This window comes from Microvirga sp. M2, assembly GCF_047497095.1.
Taxonomy (GTDB): Bacteria; Pseudomonadota; Alphaproteobacteria; order Rhizobiales; family Beijerinckiaceae; genus Microvirga.
Genome location: NZ_CP134063.1, coordinates 237,226 through 258,412 on the forward strand (window position 1 = coordinate 237,226; position 21,187 = coordinate 258,412).

Annotated in this window: 18 protein-coding genes; 10 read left to right on the forward strand and 8 right to left on the reverse strand. The window is 66.5% G+C overall.

Annotated features, from left to right (window positions below; translation table 11 throughout):
- Positions 1–20: 20 nt before the first annotated feature.
- Genes mnmG through RE429_RS01200 form a run of 4 tightly spaced genes read left to right on the forward strand, consistent with a single transcriptional unit; the run spans position 21 to position 4,254 of the window.
- Entirely contained in the window at positions 21–1,898 is a 1,878-nt protein-coding gene (gene mnmG / locus RE429_RS01185) for a tRNA uridine-5-carboxymethylaminomethyl(34) synthesis enzyme MnmG (protein WP_414474274.1), read from the forward strand.
- Positions 1,895–2,521: a 16S rRNA (guanine(527)-N(7))-methyltransferase RsmG gene (gene rsmG, locus RE429_RS01190; RefSeq protein ID WP_414472581.1), complete on the forward strand. Its 627-nt coding sequence runs from the start codon at positions 1,895–1,897 to the stop codon at positions 2,519–2,521. The genes mnmG and rsmG overlap by 4 nt, the downstream gene beginning before the upstream one ends.
- Entirely contained in the window at positions 2,521–3,357 is an 837-nt protein-coding gene (locus RE429_RS01195) for a ParA family protein (RefSeq protein ID WP_370439234.1), read from the forward strand. Before rsmG ends, RE429_RS01195 begins: the two co-directional genes overlap by 1 nt.
- Before the next feature lie 18 nt (positions 3,358–3,375).
- Entirely contained in the window at positions 3,376–4,254 is an 879-nt protein-coding gene (locus RE429_RS01200; protein WP_414472582.1) for a ParB/RepB/Spo0J family partition protein, read from the forward strand.
- A 198-nt stretch (positions 4,255–4,452) separates the two neighbouring features.
- On the opposite strand, the gene holA is transcribed toward RE429_RS01200, so the two are convergent.
- From holA to leuS, 3 genes are read right to left on the reverse strand one after another with little or no spacing between them, the layout of a single operon-like run.
- The gene (gene holA, locus RE429_RS01205; RefSeq protein WP_414472583.1) at positions 4,453–5,472 is read right to left on the reverse strand and encodes a DNA polymerase III subunit delta; all 1,020 of its coding nucleotides are present in this window, start codon (positions 5,470–5,472) and stop codon (positions 4,453–4,455) included.
- A 4-nt stretch (positions 5,473–5,476) separates the two neighbouring features.
- Positions 5,477–6,013: an LPS assembly lipoprotein LptE gene (gene lptE / locus RE429_RS01210; protein ID WP_414472584.1), complete on the reverse strand. Its 537-nt coding sequence runs from the start codon at positions 6,011–6,013 to the stop codon at positions 5,477–5,479.
- Positions 6,000–8,621 (reverse strand): leucine--tRNA ligase, encoded by a 2,622-nt coding sequence (leuS, locus tag RE429_RS01215; RefSeq protein WP_414472585.1) that lies wholly within the window; start codon positions 8,619–8,621, stop codon positions 6,000–6,002. The genes lptE and leuS overlap by 14 nt, the downstream gene beginning before the upstream one ends.
- 127 nt (positions 8,622–8,748) lie before the next feature.
- On the opposite strand from leuS, the gene RE429_RS01220 reads away from it, so the two are divergent.
- Positions 8,749–9,432: a YggS family pyridoxal phosphate-dependent enzyme gene (locus RE429_RS01220; protein WP_414472586.1), complete on the forward strand. Its 684-nt coding sequence runs from the start codon at positions 8,749–8,751 to the stop codon at positions 9,430–9,432.
- Positions 9,433–9,550: 118 nt separating this feature from the next.
- The gene (locus RE429_RS01225) at positions 9,551–10,504 is read left to right on the forward strand and encodes a DNA-methyltransferase (RefSeq protein WP_414472587.1); all 954 of its coding nucleotides are present in this window, start codon (positions 9,551–9,553) and stop codon (positions 10,502–10,504) included.
- 87 nt (positions 10,505–10,591) lie between these two features.
- On the opposite strand, the gene RE429_RS01230 is transcribed toward RE429_RS01225, so the two are convergent.
- Positions 10,592–11,125, reverse strand: a complete 534-nt coding sequence (locus RE429_RS01230; RefSeq protein WP_414472588.1) for a L,D-transpeptidase family protein — start codon at positions 11,123–11,125, stop codon at positions 10,592–10,594.
- Between the two features lie 229 nt (positions 11,126–11,354).
- On the opposite strand from RE429_RS01230, the gene RE429_RS01235 reads away from it, so the two are divergent.
- Together RE429_RS01235 and RE429_RS01240 are read left to right on the forward strand one after the other, a co-directional pair.
- On the forward strand, positions 11,355–12,041 hold the full coding sequence (locus RE429_RS01235) for a response regulator transcription factor (RefSeq protein ID WP_414472589.1): 687 nt from the start codon (positions 11,355–11,357) through the stop codon (positions 12,039–12,041).
- 6 nt (positions 12,042–12,047) lie between these two features.
- Positions 12,048–12,542, forward strand: a complete 495-nt coding sequence (locus RE429_RS01240; RefSeq protein ID WP_414472590.1) for a cyclic nucleotide-binding domain-containing protein — start codon at positions 12,048–12,050, stop codon at positions 12,540–12,542.
- 193 nt (positions 12,543–12,735) lie between these two features.
- Here the strand turns inward: RE429_RS01240 and RE429_RS01245 are convergent, their stop codons facing one another.
- The 4 genes from RE429_RS01245 to RE429_RS01260 all read right to left on the reverse strand — a co-directional run bounded on the left by RE429_RS01245 (position 12,736) and on the right by RE429_RS01260 (position 19,633).
- The gene (locus tag RE429_RS01245; RefSeq protein WP_414472591.1) at positions 12,736–14,817 is read right to left on the reverse strand and encodes a methyl-accepting chemotaxis protein; all 2,082 of its coding nucleotides are present in this window, start codon (positions 14,815–14,817) and stop codon (positions 12,736–12,738) included.
- 117 nt (positions 14,818–14,934) lie between these two features.
- On the reverse strand, positions 14,935–15,750 hold the full coding sequence (gene xth, locus RE429_RS01250) for an exodeoxyribonuclease III (protein ID WP_414472592.1): 816 nt from the start codon (positions 15,748–15,750) through the stop codon (positions 14,935–14,937).
- 142 nt (positions 15,751–15,892) lie between these two features.
- Positions 15,893–16,840: an outer-membrane lipoprotein carrier protein LolA gene (locus tag RE429_RS01255; protein WP_414472593.1), complete on the reverse strand. Its 948-nt coding sequence runs from the start codon at positions 16,838–16,840 to the stop codon at positions 15,893–15,895.
- A gap of 198 nt (positions 16,841–17,038) precedes the next feature.
- A complete protein-coding gene (locus tag RE429_RS01260) occupies positions 17,039–19,633 on the reverse strand; it encodes a DNA translocase FtsK 4TM domain-containing protein (protein WP_414472594.1) in 2,595 nt (864 codons plus the stop codon).
- A gap of 174 nt (positions 19,634–19,807) precedes the next feature.
- Between RE429_RS01260 and RE429_RS01265 the strand changes: the two genes are divergently transcribed.
- Positions 19,808–20,188, forward strand: coding sequence for a hypothetical protein (locus tag RE429_RS01265; RefSeq protein WP_414472595.1), 381 nt, complete (start codon positions 19,808–19,810; stop codon positions 20,186–20,188).
- A gap of 47 nt (positions 20,189–20,235) precedes the next feature.
- Positions 20,236–21,183 (forward strand): DUF1775 domain-containing protein, encoded by a 948-nt coding sequence (locus RE429_RS01270; protein WP_414472596.1) that lies wholly within the window; start codon positions 20,236–20,238, stop codon positions 21,181–21,183.
- The last annotated feature ends 4 nt before the right edge of the window (positions 21,184–21,187 follow it).

Below are 21,187 nucleotides of genomic sequence, written 5' to 3' on the forward strand. Positions count from 1 at the left end.
GTCAGCTTTCAGCGCATGACATGTTCGATGTGGTCGTGGTCGGTGGCGGTCATGCGGGCGCCGAGGCAGCCGCCGCGTCCGCGCGGATGGGTGCGCGCACGGCCCTCGTGACCCATAAGCTTGCGACCGTCGGCGCGATGTCCTGCAATCCGGCGATCGGCGGGCTCGGCAAGGGCCACCTGGTCCGCGAAATCGACGCCCTCGACGGCGTCATGGGCCGCATGGCCGACAGGGCGGGAATTCAGTTCCGTCTGCTGAATCGTCGCAAGGGCCCGGCCGTGCGCGGTCCCCGCACCCAGGCCGACCGCAAGATCTATGCGCGGGCCATCCAGGCCGAGCTGCTCCAGACCGCCAATCTCACCATTGTCGAAGGGGAGGCGGACGATCTCCTCGTGCAGGAAGGGCATATTGCCGGGCTTCTCCTGGCTGACGGGCGGCGGCTCGCGGCGGGCGCCCTGGTCATCACCACGGGCACCTTCCTGTCGGGACTGATTCATATCGGCGAGAAGAAGATCCCGGCGGGACGTATGGGCGAGCGCCCTTCCTTGGGTCTCCCGAAGACCTTCGCGCGGCTCGGCTTTACCCTCGGACGTCTCAAGACGGGCACGCCGCCGCGCCTCGACGGGCGCACCATCGACTGGGCCGGGGTGGACAAGCAGGCGGCGGACGACGATCCGGTGCCCTTCTCTCTCCTGACCGACAGGATCAGGACCCCGCAGATCGAATGCGGCATCACCCGCACGACGGCCAGGGTTCACGAACTGATCCGGGGCAACCTGCACCGTTCGGCGATGTATTCCGGCGATATTCAAGGCACGGGTCCGCGCTATTGCCCGTCCATCGAGGACAAGGTGGTGCGGTTCGGCGACCGGGACGGACATCAGATCTTCCTGGAGCCCGAGGGCCTCGACGACTTCACTGTCTATCCCAACGGCATTTCGACCTCACTTCCCGAGGACGTGCAGCTCGAATTCCTGAAGCATATTCCAGGGCTCGAGAAAGTGCGGATGCTCCAACCCGCTTACGCGATCGAATATGATTATGTGGATCCCCGTAACCTGACGGCCGGGCTTGAGACCAAGGCCGTGATGGGTCTCTTCCTGGCCGGGCAGATCAACGGGACCACCGGCTACGAGGAAGCCGGCGCCCAAGGCCTCGTTGCGGGAATTAACGCCGCCCGGCGCGCAGCAGGGCAGGGGAATGTCGTGTTCGACCGCGCCGAATCCTATATTGGCGTGCTGATCGACGACCTGATCACGCGCGGCGTCAGCGAGCCGTATCGGATGTTCACGTCCCGGTCGGAATACCGTCTGAGCCTGCGCATCGACAATGTCGACGAGCGTCTTACCGGGAAGGGGCTGGAGATCGGCTGCGTCGGCTCTGCGCGCGAGGCTCATTTCCGTTCCTCGCAGGCAGAGATCCAGTCTGCCCGCGAGATGATCCAGGCCTTGAGCATGACGCCCCAGGAAGCATCGCGCCACGGATTCGGCCTCAACCAGGACGGCATCCGCCGCAGCGCCTACCAGCTTCTATCCTATCCGGCCATCGGCTGGGATGATCTCGCGAAGGCCTGGCCCGAGCTTGCAGCCGTGTCGCTTCAGGTCCGAGAGCGGTTGGAAACGGACGCGACTTACGCGGTCTATCTCGACCGCCAGAAGGCCGATATCGCTGCGTATCGGCGCGATGAGGGGGTCGTTCTCGACGAGGCGCTCGATTTCCGGAGCCTTCCGGGTCTGTCCAATGAGATCAAGGCCAAGCTCGAGCGGGTCCGTCCGAGAACCCTCGGACATGCGGCCCGGATCGAGGGGATCACACCGGCGGCGCTGACGCTTCTCGCTGCCCATGCCAAGAAGGCGGGATCCCGCGTTGTCCTCAACGACGAGGCTTTGGCGTCATGAGCGTCCCTCTGTCGAATCGTTCCGGGCTCGATGTTTCACGTGAAACACTGGCGAAGCTCGAGTTGCTGGAGCGCGAACTGCGCCGCTGGCAATCGATCAAGAACCTCGTCGGCCCGGCCACCCTCGACCGGATCTGGGATCGGCATATCGTCGATTCTCTCCAGCTCCTCGACCTCGCGCCCGAAGCCAAGACCTGGGTCGATCTCGGCTCAGGCGCGGGTTTCCCGGGCCTCGTCATCGCGATCGCAGGGCAGGAGAGGGGACTGAACGTGCATCTCGTCGAGAGCAATTCCCGCAAATGCGCGTTCCTTCGCCAGATCGCCCGCCTGACCGGATCCTCGGCGACGGTGCATGAGGCGCGGCTGGAAACCGTCATTCCCGGCTTCGTCGGCAAAGCCGATGTCGTCTCGGCCCGGGCTCTCGCTTCCCTCGATCAGTTGCTGAAATGGACCGAGCCCATGTTGAAAGCGGGGACAATCGGCCTCTTTCCCAAAGGGCGGGATGTGGAGACCGAATTGACCGAGGCCCGGAAAAAGTGGACATTCAAGACCGACATCCTGCCGAGCCGTACCGATTCCGAGGCCAGGATTCTTCGCATAACCTCCATTGAGAGCCATTCATGATGACAGACCGCAGCGAATCCGAAGCCGGAGCGCGTGGGGCCAAGCCGCGCATTCTCGTGCTTGCCAATCAGAAGGGCGGCGTCGGAAAGACGACCACGGCCATCAATCTGGGTACGGCACTGGCGGCGATCGGGGAAAGGGTGCTCATCATCGATCTCGATCCGCAGGGTAATGCTTCGACAGGCCTCGGCATCGACCGGAAGAACCGCCCCGTCTCGACCTACCACGTCCTGGCCGGCGAAGCGTCGTTGTCCGAGAGCATCACCGAGACGGTTGTGCCGGGTCTTTGGCTCGCACCCTCGACTCTCGACCTTCTCGGCGTCGAATTGGAGATCGCGAACGAGCGCAACCGGGCCCACCGCTTGCGGGCCGCGATTCAGGGCTTGGCGGACAGCGAGGTAACGGAAGCTTTTACCTATATTTTGATCGATTGCCCGCCTTCGCTGAATCTTCTGACCATCAATGCCTTGACCGCATCTGATGCAGTTCTGGTCCCCCTCCAATGCGAATTTTTTGCTCTGGAAGGCCTCAGCCAGTTGCTCAAGACGGTCGAACAGGTCCGCACGGCCCTTAATCCGAAGCTGACGATCCACGGCGTGGTGCTCACCATGTTCGACCCCCGCAACAACCTCTCGGGGCAGGTGGTCGCCGATGTCCGCCAGTTCATGGGCGACAAGGTCTACGAGACCATGATCCCGCGAAACGTGCGCGTGTCCGAAGCGCCATCCCACGGCAAGCCGGTCCTGCTTTACGACATCAAGTGCACGGGCTCGCAGGCCTATCTGCGTTTGGCCTCGGAAGTGATTCAGCGCGAACGTGCCCTGCGTGCCGCGTAACGAGAGTTGAGAAGAGCAATGGCGAAAGAAGTAAAGTCGCTCGGCCGGGGCCTGGCCGCGTTGATCGGCGAGGTCGGTGATGAGATCGGTACCCTGCAGAGCAACAAGGGGGGCGCGAGGAAAGTGCCCGTCGAGTTCCTGCGCCCGAATCCGCGCAACCCCCGGAAGGTCTTCGAGGATGCGGAGCTTCAGGAGCTGACCCAGTCCATCAGGGATCGCGGCATCATCCAGCCCATCGTGGTCCGGCCCGTGCCGAACACCTCCGATTCTTACGAGATCGTCGCCGGGGAACGCCGCTGGCGCGCCTCGCAGAAAGCCGGCCTGCACGAGGTGCCGGTGGTCGTCGTCGATATCGACGACAAGACGTCCCTCGAATACGCCATTCTCGAAAACGTCCAGCGCGCCGATCTCAATCCCATCGAAGAAGCGGAAGGCTACGGCCGGCTGATGGTCGAGTTCTCGTACACGCAGGAAAACCTCTCGAAGATCATCGGCAAGAGCCGCAGCCATATCGCCAACATGATGCGCCTCACCGATCTGCCCGATCCGGTGAAGAAGCTGCTCGTCGACCGCAAACTCACGGCAGGCCACGGCCGCGCGCTTCTGGCCGTGAAGGATCCCGTCACGGTCGCACAGCATGTGCTCGACGAGGGCATGAGCGTGCGCCAGGTCGAGGCTCTCGCGCAGGCGGAAAGCGCCATGCCGCCCGGGCCCGACACGAAATCCGCCAAGCCCAAGCCGGAGAAGGATCCGGATACCCGCGCCCTGGAGCGTGTCCTCCAGGACGTGCTGGGCCTTACCGTGACCATCGACCACAAGGGCAATGGCGGCGAGTTGCGCATCCGCTACAAGACCTTGGAGCAACTCGACGGGCTCTGCCGCCGATTGAACCCATAAACGACCCGGCCGCTCAGCATGCGGACAATGTGCCGTCACCGGCCCTGTGCCGGTGATCGCGCTTTCGATAGGTCCTCGTTCTGAGCGAGCGCAGAGGTGAGGGTGGGAAAAACATCCCCGGGTCGCCGGGCAGGCTGAACCCGGCATTCATGGAGCCTCGGACGTGAATAGTGGATTCCACTATTCACGTCCGACGCTCTAACGCCGCGCCATGCGGGCGAGATCGAGCAGGGCCTTGGCCGCAATCGTGTCGTCGAGATTCGACAGGCGGCGTGTGTCGAGCAGGCTTGCCTGGAGGATGGTGATCGCGGCCTTCAGGCTTTCGCTCGTCCAGCGCTGAAGATGGCGTTCGACCAGGGGCTTTCGGCGAAAATGCAGGCTGCGCAGGGTCTCCATCACGGCGGGGATCGGACGTCCGTCCTCGACCGAGAGGCGGGCGGTGAGCAGCATCAGGGCATGGCGGAGCGCGGCTCCCAGCACCACGGAAGCGTGAACGCCTTCGGCAGCCAGGCGCCGTGAGCCGATTTCAAGGCTCGTGCCTTCTCCGCCGAATGCCGCATCGACCACTGCATCCATGGCAAGGCTGGAGACGTCGCTCATGATCGCATCGACGTCCTCAAGGGTGATCTCGCGCTTCCCATGCGCGTAGAGCATGAGCTTCGAGAGTTCGCCCCGGGTCGCCAGACGATCGCCGCCGAGGCTTGCGACCAGCGCCGTGCGCGCCTCGCGGCCGATCGAAGAACCGTTGTTTTTCAAGGTCTCGTCCACGACGGCCCCGAGATCGCGGCCGGTATCGGCATAGCAGGGCAGGGCGAGAGCCTTCTGCGAACGCTCGCAGAGGGTGCGCAGAGGCGAGGATTTCTGCAGATCGCCGCCTTCCAGGATGATCACCGTATCCTGCAGGCTGCCCTTGAGGGCGATATCGACCGCGGGCGCGATGTTGCGCGACGTGGATTTCACCCAGATCGCCCGCTTGGCTCCGAACAGACCCATGGTGCCGGCCTCGTCCGCCAGGCGGGCCGGGTCGGAGGCGATGTCGTCTCCATCGATCCGGATGAGCTGAAAGGGATCGGAGGGATCGTCCACGGAGCGTTCCGCCACGGCGCGGGCCCGCTCGTTGATAAGGCCCATGTCGGGACCATAGAACAGATAGACGCCGATGCGCGGATCGGGGCGACGCAGCACCCCGTCCACGTCGGCGGCCTTGACGGCGACCATCGGGTCAGCTGCCGGCGGAGAGCGTCGCAGCCAGCCGGGTCTTCACCTGCTCGGCCAGAACCCTGGCGAGCCTGATTTCCGCATCGCGGCCGGCGCGCACGGTGGCGAAACGCTGCTGATAACGGTCATAGGTCGTCGTGGAGGTGGCCGTCCCTTGAGTCAAGATCTTCGTGCCCTCGAGATTCGTCAGCGTATAGGAGAGCGAGCCACCCAGGATGGCCGAGCTCGCGCGCCCGGTTTCCGTGTCCACGACGGGCGTCGAAAGCGACTCGGTGAGGGCGAGCTTCAGCACATAGCGCTTCGGCGTATCGGAGCCGGAGCCGTTCAGGGCATAGATCAGGTCGCTGCGCAGATAATGGCCGATCACCGCCTGCCGGTCCGGCCAGGTGACCTCGGGAACGTCGATGGCGGCCAGAACCGCCTCGAGCGGTTCGCCCGAGGCCGTCGGACCGTAGAGCGGCTTGAAGCAGGCGGACAGGCCGACCATAAGGCCCGCCACGACGGCGAGGCGGGCCAGGCTCTTGAAGTTAAGCGACGACATTCACGATCCTTTGCGGAACGACGATGATCTTGCGGGCAGGCTTTCCTTCCATAGCCTTTTGCACGGCCTCAAGCGAGAGCACAGCCGCCTCGACCGCAGCCTGATCCGCGTCCCGCGCCACGGTCACGTCGGCACGCTTCTTGCCGTTGACCTGAACGGGCAGCGTGATCGTGTCCTCGACCAGGAGCGAGCGGTCGAGCGCCGGCCAGGGAGTGTCGGTCACGAGCCCCGGCTGGCCAAGGGATGCCCAGCATTCCTCGGCGAGGTGCGGCATCATCGGAGCGAGCAGCTGCACGAAGATGCGGCCGGATTCCGCGAAAGCCGTGGAAAGCCCGGCCTCGTCGGACGTCTTCGCCTGGTTCGCCAGATCCTGCAGGCTGTTGGCGAGTTCGTAGAGATGCGCGACGCAGCGGTTGAAGCGCAGGCGCTCCACGTCGTCCTCGACGGCGGCAAGCACCTTGTGGGCGGCCTTGCGCACGCTCAGGCCGATCGGGCCCTGCGAGGCCGCGCCGTCGCCGCCTTCCATGCGGTCGGCGATCTCGCCCACGAGGCGCCAGACGCGCTGCACGAAGCGGCCCGCGCCCTGCACGCCCTCCTCGGTCCAGATCACGTCGCGTTCGGGGGGCGAGTCGGAGAGCATGAACCAGCGGGCGGTATCGGCGCCGTAGGATGCGATGATCTCGTCCGGATCGACCGTGTTCTTCTTCGACTTCGACATCTTCTCGATGGAGCCGATCTCGATGGGCGCTCCGGTTTCCACATGGAAGGCCCTGCGCGCATTGTCCTGCGTCTCGAAGCGCACGTCGCTCGGCAGCACCCAGGCGCCGCCCGCATCCTTGTAGGTCTCGTGCACCACCATGCCCTGCGTGAACAGGCCCGCGAAGGGCTCGTCGAGGCCCGTGTGTCCCGTCTTCTTCATCGCGCGGGTGAAGAAGCGCGAATAGAGCAGGTGCAGGATCGCGTGCTCGATGCCGCCGATATATTGATCGACCGGCAGCCAGGAATCGACCGTGGCCCGGTCCGTCGGCTCGTTCTCGAGGGTCGGGTCCGTGAAGCGGGCGAAATACCAGGACGAATCCACGAAGGTGTCCATGGTGTCCGTCTCACGGCGGGCCGCCTTGCCGCATGTCGGGCAATCCACGTGCTTCCAGGTCGGGTGACGGTCGAGCGGATTGCCCGGCACGTCGAAGGACACGTCGTCGGGCAGCACCACGGGCAGCTGGTCCTTCGGCACGGGAACCACGCCGCACGCGTCGCAATGGATGATCGGGATCGGGCAGCCCCAGTAGCGCTGGCGCGAGATGCCCCAGTCGCGCAGGCGGAAATTCACCTTGCGCTCGGCCACCGGACGGTTGTCGCGGCTCTCCGACTCGAGGCGCCCGGCGACCTCTTCCTTGGCCTGCGCGATGGTCAGGCCGTCGAGGAAGCGGGAATTGATCATCCGGCCTTCCCCGTCGTAGGCCGTGTCGGTGACGACGAAGGTCGCGGGATCCTGGTCCGGCGGGCAGACGACGGGCGTGTTGCCCAGGCCGTACTTGTTGACGAAATCCAGGTCGCGCTGATCGTGCGCCGGGCAGCCGAAGATCGCGCCGGTGCCGTAATCCATCAGGATGAAGTTGGCGACGTAGACCGGCAGCGTCCAGTTCGGATCGAACGGATGCACCGCGCGCGCCCCCGTGTCGAAACCGAGCTTCTCGGCCTTCTCGATGGCCTCCTGCGCGGTGCCGATGCGCTTGGCCTCCTCGATGAACGCGGCGAGTTCCGGATTCGTCGCGGCGGCGGCTCGCGCCAGCGGGTGGTCGGGGGCGACCGCCATGAACTTGGCGCCGAAGAGGGTGTCGGGCCGGGTGGTGTAGATCTCGAGCTCGGTCTCGCCGTTCGGAGTGGTCTCCGGCTTCAGGGCGAAGCGCACCAGCAGGCCTTCCGAGCGGCCGATCCAGTTATGCTGCATCAGGCGCACCTTGTCCGGCCAGCGGTCGAGGGTGGCGAGCCTGTCGTCGAGATCCTGCGCGAAATCCGTGATCTTCAGGAACCACTGGGTCAGCTCGCGCTGCTCCACGAGGGCGCCGGAGCGCCAGCCGCGCCCGTCGATCACCTGCTCGTTGGCGAGCACCGTATGGTCCACCGGGTCCCAGTTCACCTTGGCGGTCTTGCGGTCGACGAGCCCCGCTTCGAGGAAATCGAGGAACATGCCCTGCTGATGCTTGTAGTAGCTCGGATCGCAGGTGGCGATCTCGCGGCTCCAATCGAGCGACAGGCCCATGGATTGCAGCTGGGAGCGCATGGTGGCGATGTTGGCGTAGGTCCATTCCTTGGGGTGGACCTTGTTCTGCATGGCGGCGTTCTCGGCCGGCATGCCGAAGGCGTCCCAGCCCATCGGATGGAGCACGTTGAAGCCCCTGGCCCGCTTGTAGCGCGCCACCACGTCGCCCATCGTGTAGTTGCGCACGTGACCCATATGGATGCGCCCGGACGGGTAGGGGAACATCTCAAGCACGTAGTATTTCGGACGCGGGTCGTCGTTGTCGGTCTTGAACAGGTCGCGGTCGTTCCAGACCTTCCGCCATTTCAGCTCGGCTTCCTTGGCGTTGTAGCGCTCGGGCCTCATTTTTCCTAAGTCATCCGTGGTTTGGAGATTCAAGCGGCTTGCGCCGCCACGTTGCGGCGGACTAGGACACAGCTCTCCCGCGCGGTCAACGGTCTCGCGCGAAGGAAGTCGGCTTTGAGAGGGTCCCATGAGCGAGAACAATGCGGTCGAAGGCCTGAGAGAGGTGCGGGAGGCCATTCGCCGCGCCGCCTCGGATTACGAGCGCGATCCCTCGGACATCACCCTGGTGGCCGTGTCCAAGACCTTTCCGTCCGAGGCCATCGAGCCGGTTCTGGCCGCGGGCCAGCGCGTTTTCGGCGAGAACTACGTCCAGGAGGCCAAGGCCAAGTGGCCCGCGCTGCGGCAGCGCTACCCGGATGTGGAGCTTCACATGATCGGGCCGCTCCAGTCCAACAAGGCGAAGGAAGCGGTGGAGCTCTTCGACGTGATCCACACCCTCGACCGGCCCTCGCTCGCCAAGGAGATCGCCAAGGAGATCGCCAGGCAGGGCAGAAGGCCGCGCCTGCTGGTTCAGGTCAATACGGGCGAGGAGCCGCAGAAGGGCGGGGTGATCCCGACCGAGGTCGACGCCTTCCTGGAGGCCTGCCGCACGACATACGGCCTCGAAATCGAAGGCCTCATGTGCATTCCCCCGGCCGAGGACCCTCCGTCCCCCCATTTCGCGCTCCTCAACACCATCGCCAAACGGCACGGCCTGACGGTGCTCTCCATGGGCATGAGCGCCGATTTCGACGAGGCGATCCAGCTCGGCGCCACCCATGTGCGGATCGGCAGCGCGATCTTCGGAGCCCGCCCGAAGCCCCAGGCGTGAAATCCAGGCGTGAAATCCAGGCGCGAAATGATGTGGAGCCGGGAGGGCGCGCGCCGTTCCGGCCTATCGGCCCCGCTCCCGCCTGCGTAGGCTTTCATCGGATCCGACGTGGTTTGACGTGACGCACGAAACAGCCAACCGCCAGCGCATCGTTCCGGCCGAGGCGGCCGGGGAAGGCGCATTGCCGCCCGACGGTGTGCTCGCCGGAGACTCGGTCGCGCTCGTCAGGTCCCTCCCCTCGGCGAGCGTGCACCTGATCCTCAGCGACATCCCCTACGGCATCGGGGCGGAGGATTGGGACGTGCTGCACACCAACACCAATTCGGCCTATCTCGGGGCCAGCCCCGCGCAGGCGAAGGCGGGCGCGGTGTTCAAGAAGCGCGGCAAGCCCATCAACGGCTGGTCGGAGGCGGACCGCGCCATTCCGCGCGAATACTACGATTGGTGCCTCACATGGGCGCCGGAATGGCTGCGCGTCCTGAAGCCCGGAGGCTCGGCGCTCGTCTTCGCCGGCCGCCGCCTCGCCCATCGCTGCGTCGCCGCGATGGAGGATTCGGGCTTTTCCTACAAGGATATGCTCGCCTGGATGCGGGCCCGCGCGCCCCACCGGGCGCAGCGCCTGAGCGCGGTCTACGAAAGGCGCGGCGACGCAGCGGCGGCACGGACCTGGGACGGGTGGCGCGTCGGCAACCTGCGCCCCACCTTCGAGCCCGTCCTGTGGCTCACCAAGCCCTACCGGATCGGCGCGACGCTGGCCGACAACGCGCTCATCCACGGAGTCGGGGCCTACAACCAGGAGGCGCTCATGCAATACGTCTCCGGTCCCGAGAACGTGCTCGACATGGGCTTCGCCCCGAAGGAAGGCGGCCTGCACCCGACGCAGAAGCCCGTCCGCCTGATGCAGGCCCTGATCGAGCTCACCACGCAGGAGGGCCAGACTGTGCTCGACCCCTTCTGCGGCAGCGGCACGACCCTGGTGGCCGCCAAAGCCCTCAAACGCCGCTTCATCGGCTTCGAAGCCGACGAAACCTATGTCGAGACGGCCCGGAAGCGGCTGAGGGACGAGGGCTGATGCGCTGCTGGAGCTGAGGAAACAGCTCTTCTCTTTGGGCTGTCGCAGTTTTGGCGGCGAACCGGATCAACGTCGCCGAAAAATGCCCTATCCCACGATCTCGATGCGGGTCTTCGGCCCGATCCGTTCCAGGAGGCGGCGGATCATGCGCGGCTCCACCGCCACGCATCCTTCCGTCGGTTGAAAGCCCGGGCGGGCGAGGTGAAGGAAGATGGCGCTGCCGCGGCCCCGGACGACGGGGCCCCGGTTCCAGGCGATGTCGATCACCACGTCGTAGAGATGGTCGTCCCGCCACATCGCCTCGTGGCTCGTCGGGCAGGGGAGCGGAACGAGGCGGTTGTAGCGCCGGTCTCGAGAATCGTCCGACCAGCCGTCGTTCGGGCGGATAGGTCGCAGCATCAGGCCCGTGCGGGGGCGCGGCCCGCGATCGGCCCGGTAGAAGGCCTGCAGCAGGTCAAAGCGCCCGACCGGCGAGGCGCCGTCGCCCTCCCGCTTCGCATGGCTCGTTCCCGAGCGCCCGAGGGCGCAGGGCAGGGTGAGATTGCCGGCCTTCAGCCATCCCCGCCGGTGGTCGAGCGGGGAGCGGCAAACGCGGATGACATCGACACTGGTGCGCTTCATAGCCGTGGAAGGGAAGGGACTGCCCCTTGTTGTCAAGCTGGGAATGACTACTCTAAAGCAACGAGCGTGATCCGAAAGCGAGAAGCTTGGCCGAGACGTTCGGCCTCGACCGGGCCCAAGGTTCCGGCCGGTTGACTGGACGATCATGAGCGAAGTCAGGAGCAGGTTCCGGTTCTGCCTCCTGAACTCCGCCCCATTGCTTTGCTGTTCACCAATTGAAGGGTTTGAGATGTCGAATGCCAGCCGCCTCCTCGTCGTGGACGACGATCAGGATCTGCGCGACACCCTGGCCGAGCAGCTGGGGCTCCACGAGGAATTCCAGGTGGCGACCGTGGACACGGCGACGGCCGCCATCGAGGCGGTCAAGGGCGACCGGATCGATCTCGCCATCATGGATGTGGGCCTGCCCGACATGGACGGGCGCGAGGCCGTGAAGGTCATGCGCCAGAACGGCTTCCGCAGCCCCATCATCATGCTCACGGCGCAGGGGTCGGACAGCGACACCGTGATGGGCCTGGAGGCGGGCGCCAACGACTACGTGGTGAAGCCCTTCAAGTTCGCCGTGCTGCTCGCCCGCATCCGCGCGCAGCTGCGCCAGTACGAGGCGAGCGAGGACGCGGTGTTCCAGATCGGCCCCTATACGTTCCGCCCCGGCTCGAAGCTGCTCACCAACGAAAAGGGCTCGAAGCTCAAGCTGACGGAAAAGGAAACGGCGATCCTGCGCTATCTCTACCGGGCCGGTCAGGCGGTGGTGGGGCGCGATACGCTCCTCACCGAGGTCTGGGGCTACAATTCCAACGTGACGACGCATACCCTGGAGACGCATATCTACCGCCTGCGCCAGAAGATCGAGGCGGACCCGTCCAACGCCCGGATCCTCGTGACGGAGCCGGGCGGCTACAAGCTGATCCCGTAGCAATCCATGGCACTCGACGACGACATCGCGGTTCTCTCCCAGGCTCCCCTGTTCAACCTGCTGGGGCGGGACGCCCTGCGTCTCGTGGCCTTCGCGTCGGAAAACCGGTCTCTCCGGGAGGGCGACGTGCTCTTTCGCAAGGGCGATCATTCGGACGGGGGCTATGTGGTCAGCCGGGGAGCGATCGCGCTCGACGCCAGCGACGACGGCTCGCCGACGGCCTTCGTGGCCGGGCCCGGCTCCCTGATCGGCCAGGCCGCTCTCTTCACCCGCATCGTCAGGCCCGCGACCGCCAAGGCGCAGGAAGCCTCCACGGTGATCCGCGTCACCCCGAGCCTCATGCGCCGCGTCCTGGAGGAATTTCCCGCCGCCGCCGCCGCCATGCACGACGCCATGGCGGCCGAGCTCGACCGGCTGACGGAGGGTCTCGAGCAGGTGCGCCGGAAGCTCATGGCCATCGACGGCGAAGAGAACCCCGCAAAGGCTCCCGACGGCGAGTGAGGGTCTGGAGCCTCGGACGCGGGAAGTGGGAACCGGTTTTGCGCGAAAAGACGCTCGAAAACAGAGACTGACAGTATCGGACGTGCGTTCGATGTCACGTCCGACGCTTTAGCGGATATGGATCCAGGGCTCTCGCTGCGCGCGCCCCGGAATGACGGCGCGGAGAATGCGCGATCCCGCCATCCTGGCGTCCTTACGCGGCCTTTACGCCCGACAGGAACGAGCCGACCTCGCGGGTGAGCGTCTCGGAGTGGCGGGCCAGCGCCTGCGCCGAACTCAGCACCTGCGAGGCCGCCTGGCCCGTTTCGCCCGCACCCTGGCGGACATCGTTGATGTTGCCGGTCACCGCCTCGGTGCCGCGCGCGGCTTCCTGCACGTTGCGCGAGATTTCCGCCGTCGCCGCGCCCTGCTCCTCCATGGCGGCCGAGATCGACACGGAGATCTGCGACATCTCGCCGATCGTGCGGGCGATGTCGTGGATCGCCTGCACGGCTTCGGCGGTCGCCTGCTGCACCGCGCCGATCTGGGTCGAGATCTCCTCGGTCGCCTTCGAGGTCTGCGTCGCGAGGTTCTTCACCTCGGAGGCCACGACGGCGAAGCCCTTGCCGGCTTCGCCCGCACGCGCCGCCTCGATGGTGGCGTTGAGCGCCAGGAGATTGGTCTGCGACGCGATGGTGTTGATGAGCTGCACCACGTCGCCGATGCGCTCGGCCGAGGCCGCGAGCGCCTGCACGGTCTCGTTGGTGCGCCGGGCATCGGACACCGCCTGCTCGGCGATGCGCGAGGACTGGCCGACCTGAGCGGCGATCTCGCGGATCGAGATCGACAGCTCCTCGGTCGCGGCCGCGACCGTCTGCACATTGGCCGAGGTCTGCTCCGCCGCGGAGGCGACGCTCACCGACTGGCTCGTGGTCTGATCGGCCACGGACGTCATCGACTGCGCGGTCGTTTCCATCTCGGTCGCCGCGGTGGAAAGGTTGCCGGTGAGAACGGAGACATTGGCCTCGAACTGCCTGGTGAGCTGGTCGAGCATCTGCGCGCGGCGCATCTTCGCGTCCGCCTCGACGGCGGCGGCCTCGTCGGCCTCGCGCTTGGCGATCAGGGCTTCCTTGAAGATCTGCACGGCCCCGGCCATCGCGCCGATTTCGTCGGCGCGGTCGGTATCGGTGACCTGAACGCTCGTGTCGCCCTGGGCCAGGGTCTTCATCGTGGCCGTCATGCGCGAGATCGGGGTGGCCAGGGAACGGGCCGCCCACCAGGCGCCGATCAGGGCCAGGACGAGAAGGCCGGCCGCCACCGCCAGCATCAGATTGCGCGCCTCGATGGCTTGCGCGATCATCGCGTCGGCCGGAACCGTGATGGCCAGGAGCCAGGGTTCCTGGATGCCCGGGAAGGTGACCGGAACGACGGCGCGGTAGACGGTCGCACCGGCGGCGTCCTGGACCATCTCGTCGGCGAAACCGTCCTGCGAGGCCTCGGCCTTGGCCTTCAGATCGGCAATGAACTTGTCGTCGGCGGCCTTGCCGAGAAGTCCGGCGTTCTGGTGCGCGACCCACAATCCTCCCGCGCCGATGAGGCTCACGGTTCCTTCATCGAACGGCCTGAGCGCGCCGATCCGTTTGGAGATCGAATCGAGACGCATGTCGGCCGTGACGATGCCGACCGGCACGGTATCGCGGCGGACGACGGCGCTCACGGTCGACAGCAGCATCTCCTCGCCGTCGATCTGATAATTGTAGGCGGGAACGATCTGGTCGCGGTTGTCGCGCAGCGGCTTGGTGTACCAGTTCGCGATCGCCTCCGGCTTCCTGGTCAGCTCGATCGGTTCGACCTCGACCTTCCCGTACTTGGACCAGTAGAAATAGGGCGCGAACCGGCCGCTCGAGTCCGAATAGGTGTCGGCCAGATAGATCTTGTCCTGCCGGTCCATGGCATCGGGCTCGAAGGCGAGCGTCATGCCGACGAGGCTGGGCTGGCCCTCCACGGCTCTGGCGAGGATCTCCGCAACCTCGCCGCGCTCCACCTTGTAGTCGTAGACGATGGCTTCCGCGGTCGATCGCGTGATCGTCGCGGCCGAGATGGCCCGGCCGATCTCCGCCTGCACGAGCCCCTTGTATTCGTTGAGCAGCGTCTTCGCCGTGTCGATGGCCTCGCTGCGTCCCGCGCTCATCATGATCTGGGTGCCCGCGAAGGTCAGGATCGTGCAGGCCCCTATGAAACCCGCCCCCGCCAGAAGCAGGACGCGGCTTTTGATCGAACGCAGTCTGAGAACCATTCGTGCCCCCGAGGCATGACGAGTTGAGTCTCCTCGCCTCTACGACGGCTGGCTTGCGTCTAGCTTGCCGGGATGGCGCGTCTCCTGTCTCGAGTGGCTGCGAATCGCTTCAGGGACTCAAAGCTCCAGCTCCACCGTCACCGGCGCGTGGTCCGAGGGGCGCTCCCAGCCGCGGGTGTCGCGGGTTACGTCGATGGAGCGCAGCGAATCCTTCAATCCGTCCGAGAGCCAGATGTGGTCGAGCCTGCGGCCCTTGTCGGCGGCGGCCCAGTCGGGAGAGCGATAGCTCCACCAGGAATAGATCTTTTCAGGCTCCGGGCGGAGATGCCGCATGGCGTCGATCCAGCCGGCCTCCTGGCGCAGCTCCTCCAGGGCCGCCGTCTCGACCGGCGTATGGCTCACCACGTCGAGGAGCTGCTTGTGGCTCCACACGTCGTGCTCGAGCGGCGCGATGTTGAGATCGCCCACCAGGATCGCGGGGCCGGAGGCGGGCTTCGCCTTCGCCCCCCAGGCGCGCATCTCTTTCAGAAAATCGAGCTTGTGGCGGAATTTCTCGTTGAGCTCGGGGTCGGGAATGTCGCCGCCCGCGGGCACGTAGAAATTATGGATCGTGACCCCGGACGCGGCCTTCGCCTGCGGGCTCAAGGTCACGGTGATGTGGCGCGCGTCCTGGCGGTCGCACATATCCATCACGCTCGTATCCGCAAAGGGATAGCGCGACAGGATGGCGACGCCGTTATAGCCCTTCTGGCCCATATGGACCACGAAGGGATAGCCGAAGGATTGCAGCTCCTTGAGGGGCAGCTTGTCGTTGGGACACTTGGTCTCCTGGAGGCACAGGATGTCGGGACGCCGGTCCTTCAGGAAGCGGGCGACCTGGTCGATGCGCAGGCGAACGGAATTGATGTTCCAGGTGGAGACGGTGAGTTTCACGGAAAACAGCCCCTCGATAGACCGTCCCGGGCTACGACAGATTTTCGCCTGAGGGAAGGGTGTAAGGCCGTCGCGGCAAAGGAATTGACGCAAGTCCCGGGCTACAAGTCCCGGGCTGCAACTCGCGGGTTGCCGGACGGGGCTATTTGTTGTCGCCCCGGATTTCCTCGTACTGGATCCGGAACATGTCCTGGTCGATGCGCCGGCCCCTCTGGACCTGGTTGAGCACCACCACCGTCTGGAACCCTTGCGCATCCAGGATGCGCCATTGATTGAGGTTCTGCACTTCGGGATCGAAGAACAGGGTGATCCGCGACGTGCCGCCCAGCGTGCTGGAATCCTCCAGATTGATGCGGACCGCGTTGGGTTCGCTCGAGATGCCGGTGATCTTGATGTCCCGGCCGAGATTGACCTGCTCGCGCAGCAGGAACTTCAGGGGTGTCTGCGAGATCGAATAGAGGTCCTGCGTGGCGAGGTTGCGGTCGCGCACGGCCACGGAGCGACCGTCGGCGATCACCTGGAGGGTCGCCGGAGGATCGTATTCGAAGCGCACCCTGCCGGGACGCTGGAGATAGAGCGTGCCGCCCGTCCGCCGCCCGTCCCCGCCCACCTGCGTGAAGTCGGCGACCAGCGTGTTGAGGTTGGTGAAATAGGCGTTCGCCCGATCGACGATCACGCTGTTCGGCAGAGGCTGGCCATCTCCGACCGACCCCATCGACGCCACGACGACGGGCTTGGGGGCGACGTCGACCGGCTTCGCTTCGGAGGCGTGAGGGGCTTCCGCCGAAGCCGGGCGGGCAGGGGGCAGGGGTGGAGACAGGGACGGGGGGGCGGTGGCCGCGAGAACCTGCTCGGCATTGACCGGGCGGGAGGCGGACTGCGCCGGCTCGGCCGCATCCGCGGGATCGGCCGCCGACGCCTGATGGAAGAACGAGGTCGGAAGCGATGGCGCCGAGGCCGCGAATCCCTCGGCGACCGGATGCCTGGGCGGCAGGATCATGTCCATGGGCAGCACCTGAGCGGCGGCCGGCAGCGGGCCCGCGAGAGCGGACACCACGGTCGCCAGACCGGCAATGCTGACAGGGCGCATGGAAATCATCCTTTCGGAACCAGTATGACCGCAGCCGCGCTTTTTCCAAAGCGCCGAGGCAAAGCGCCGAGGCAAAGCGCTGAGGCAAAGCACTTAGAAATGACGCGGGGCTGCGGTTAAGGTTCCGGCCGATGCTCCCTTCCCGGAAAGAGAGCGTCGTTCTGGCGAAAAACCGGGACCACTGTTTCGCACGATGCGCTAATCGTCTCCTCCGTGGGGACTTTCAAGCAGGATTTCGCGTTTTCCGGCGTGGTTGGCGGGTCCGACGATGCCTTCCTGCTCCATGCGCTCCATGAGCGAGGCGGCGCGGTTGTACCCGATCTGCAGCCGGCGCTGGATGTAGCTCGTCGACGCCTTCTTGTCGCGCAGGACCACCGCCACCGCCTGATCGTAGAGATCGCCGCCGGGCGATCCGAACTCGCCCTGGTCGAAGACGGCCGTATCGCCGCCGGCTGCTCCCTCGTCGTCCTCGGCGGTGACCGCCTCCAGATATTGCGGGCGGCCCTGACGCTTCAGATGCGCCACCACATGCTCGACCTCCTCGTCGGAGCAGAAGGGGCCGTGGACGCGGGTGATGCGTCCGCCGCCGGCCATGTAGAGCATGTCGCCCTGGCCGAGCAGCTGTTCGGCGCCCATTTCCCCTAAGATCGTGCGGCTGTCGATCTTGGACGTGACCTGGAACGAGATGCGGGTCGGGAAGTTGGCCTTGATCGTGCCGGTGATCACGTCGACCGAGGGACGTTGCGTCGCCAGGATCACGTGGATGCCGGCGGCGCGCGCCATCTGGGCGAGGCGCTGGATCGCGCCCTCGATGTCCTTGCCGGCCACCATCATCAGGTCGGCCATCTCGTCCACGATCACCACGATGTAGGGCAAGGGATCGAGATCCATCACCTCGTCCTCGTAGATCGCCTCGCCGGTCTCGCGGTCGAAGCCGGTCTGTACCGTGCGGGTGATGGTCTCGCCGCGCGCTTTCGCCTCGCTCACGCGCGCGTTGAAGCCGTCGATGTTGCGCACCCCGAGCTTCGACATCTTGCGGTAGCGGTCCTCCATCTCGCGCACCGCCCATTTGAGCGCCACCACGGCCTTCTTCGGGTCGGTCACCACGGGCGTGAGCAGGTGCGGGATGCCGTCATAGACGGACAATTCGAGCATCTTCGGATCGACCATGATCAGGCGGCACTCGGCCGGGGTGAGCCGGTAGACGAGGGACAGGATCATGGTGTTGATCGCCACCGACTTGCCCGAGCCGGTCGTGCCGGCGACCAGCAGGTGCGGCATGCGGGCGAGATCGGCGATCACCGGTTCGCCCCCGATCGTCTTGCCGAGGCACAGGGCGAGCTTCTGCTTGGTGGTCTCGAAATCCTGGGAGGCGAGGAGTTCGCGCAGATACACGGTCTCGCGCTTGTGGTTGGGCAGCTCGATGCCGATCGCGTTGCGGCCCTGGACCACGGCCACGCGGGCCGAGACCGCGCTCATGGAGCGGGCGATGTCGTCGGCGAGCGAGATCACCCGCGAGGACTTCGTGCCGGGAGCGGGCTCGAGCTCGTAGAGAGTCACGACGGGACCGGGGCTCACCTTCGTGATCGCGCCGCGCACGCCGAAATCCTCCAGGGTGCTCTCGAGCAGATTGGCATTCTGCTCCAGCGCCTCCGCGGAGATCAGGGGAACGGCCGATTTCTTCGGCTCGGCGAGCAGGTTCAACTGCGGCAGCTGGTACTTGTCGCCGTCCAGCATCGAAGGCTGCGCTTCACGCGCCATGCGCTTGCCGGGCTTCGGGGCGGCGGGCGCGGGCGCGACCCGGGCCGAGACGGGCTCGGGCCGCATGGCGGCGCGGGGCACCGCCTGCGCCATGGGCTCGTCCTCGTAGGCTTCGTCCTCATCGCCGTCGTAGGTCGGCGCGGCGACCGTCCGGGCCGGACGGGCCTGGGGAGCGTCGAGCACCGGCTCGCGGCGCATGCCGCCGGTCCGGCCGGCTCGGCGCGGCTGCGGGATGGTTTCGAGCTCCTCGTCGTCCTCGGGGGGATGGCGTCCCTCGCGCCAGCGCTGCGCGCTCGCGCGAAGGCTCATGAGGCCGTGAGCGAGCGCGCCCAGGGACACGATGCCCCAGCCGGGCTCGTCGTGACCGGCATCCTCGGCCTCGTCCGGATCGGCGATCTGGCGGCGTCGCGTCGGGCGGGGCGCGTCGTCCTCCTCCGGCTCCTCGTAGGGGCGCTCCTCGGTGGGGCTCAGGCCGCAGGCGGCGGTGAGGCTCAGGATGGCGATTCCGGCGCACAGGAAGCCCAGCACGGCGCCGGCCGAGCCGCTGGAGAGGCCCGTCACGGCCTTGGCGCCGGTGAGAACCGCGTCGCCGGCCACGCCCCCGAGGCCCGTCGGCAGGGGCCAGCGGTCGGTGGCCGGCATGGCGCTGGCGAGCGCCGTCGCGGCGCCGGTGCCGATCACCCAGAGGGCGAAGCGCAGCTGCAGGCGGCCGAGTTCGCCCGATTTCATGAGCCGCCAGCCCCAGAGCGCGAGGGGCAGGAGGGCCGCGATGGCCCCCAGCCCCAGGAGCTGCATCAGCAGGTCGGCCACGATGGCGCCGGGCCAGCCCAGCATGTTGTGCACGGGAATGTCCGTGGCGTTGTTGAGGCTCGGATCGTCCACCGACCAGGTGGCGAGCGCCACCGCGATCGCGCCTGCGACCGCGATCAGGCACAGGCCGGTCAGCTCCTGCGTCCGCCGGGCGAGGAACGTGCGCAGGCCGCTGAAGAGGCCGTCATAGGCGGACGAGGAGGAACGGCGTGCCGTACGCATCAAACCACTCTGGAAACCATGTCAATCGAGGCTGTCTTGCCCGGACTGTATGGGGTGCGGGTTAAGGGTCCATTAACCCTGACCCGCCGGGAAGGGGCCGGCTTTCCGCCGGGCCGGCGATCGCGGGCCTTTTGCGCTGTTGACGGATCGGGCCGGACGGACCAGTGTCCCGCCATGTTGCGCAAGGTCTCCATCGTCGGCTGGAAGCGCGCCGTTCTCACGGCGCTGATGGCCTATGCCCTGGTGCTGCAGACCCTGCTCGCCTCCGTCGGCGCCGCCGCCCGTGCCGCAGAGTTCGCAGGGCCGCAGGACGTGCTCTGCCTGACGGGCAGTCCCTCCCGGCCCGACCACGCCCCGGCCAAGGCCCATGACGGGTTGTGCTGCACCTTGAGCTGCCACGGCAAGGGATCGGCGGGCCCCGCGCCCGAATTCGTGTCGGTCGAGCGCCTGTCCTCCGTCACGCCCGAGCGGCGCGTCCCGGACCCGTCCCCGGCCGGCCGCCATTTCTCGAACGTCCTCCCGGTCGGATCGCGCGCCCCGCCGTTCCTCGGCTGATTGTCCTTATCGCCGATCACCCGAACTCTGGAACAGGAATCCGACCCATGTCGCCGTTTCGCCCGCGCGGTGCGCTCGCCGCCGCTCTCTTCGCCGTTTCCACGCCCGCCTTCGCCCATGTCTCGTTCGAGACGGCCCAGGCCACGCCCAATTCGACCTACAAGGCGGTCCTGCGCATCCCCCATGGCTGCGACGGCAAGCCGACCCTGAAGGTGCGCGTGCGCATTCCCGAGGGCGTCGTGGCCGTCAAACCCATGCCGAAGGCAGGCTGGAAGCTGGAGATCGCCAAGGGCGCCTATGTGCGCGCCTATCAGGTCAACGGCGAAACCGTCTCGGAAGGCGTGACCGACATCGTCTGGACGGGCTCGCTCGACGACGCCTTCTATGACGAGTTCGTCTTCCAGGCGCGCTTTACCGAAGCCTATCAGCCGGGCGCGGTCGTCTATTTCCCCGTGGTGCAGGAATGCGAGAAGGGCACGCAGGAATGGGTGCAGGTTCCCGCCGCCGGAGAGGATCCCCACGGGCTCGCGGCGCCCGCGCCGGGCGTGAAGATCGTGGCGGCCGCGAATGCCTCGCCGGTGGCCCAGAAGGTCGGCGCGCTCACCATCGACCAGCCCTGGTCGCGCGCGACGCCGGGCGGCGCGAAGGTCGGAGGCGGCTATGTGCGGATCACCAATGCCGGGCCGGAGGCCGACCGCCTGACCGGCGGCACCTTCCCGGGCGCTTCGCGCGTCGAGGTGCACGAGATGAGCATGGACGGGGATGTCATGCGCATGAAGCCGATCCAGGGCGGGCTCGAGATCAAGCCGGGCGCCACGGTCGAACTGAAGCCCGGCGGGAACCACCTCATGTTCATGGACCTGAAGGAGCCCCTGAAGGAAGGCCAGACCGTGAAGGGCACGCTCACGTTCGAGAAGGCCGGCAAGGTGGAGGTCGAATACGCCGTCCGCGGCATGGGCGGCGAAGCGCCGGGCGCCGGCGAACACAAGCATTGAGGAG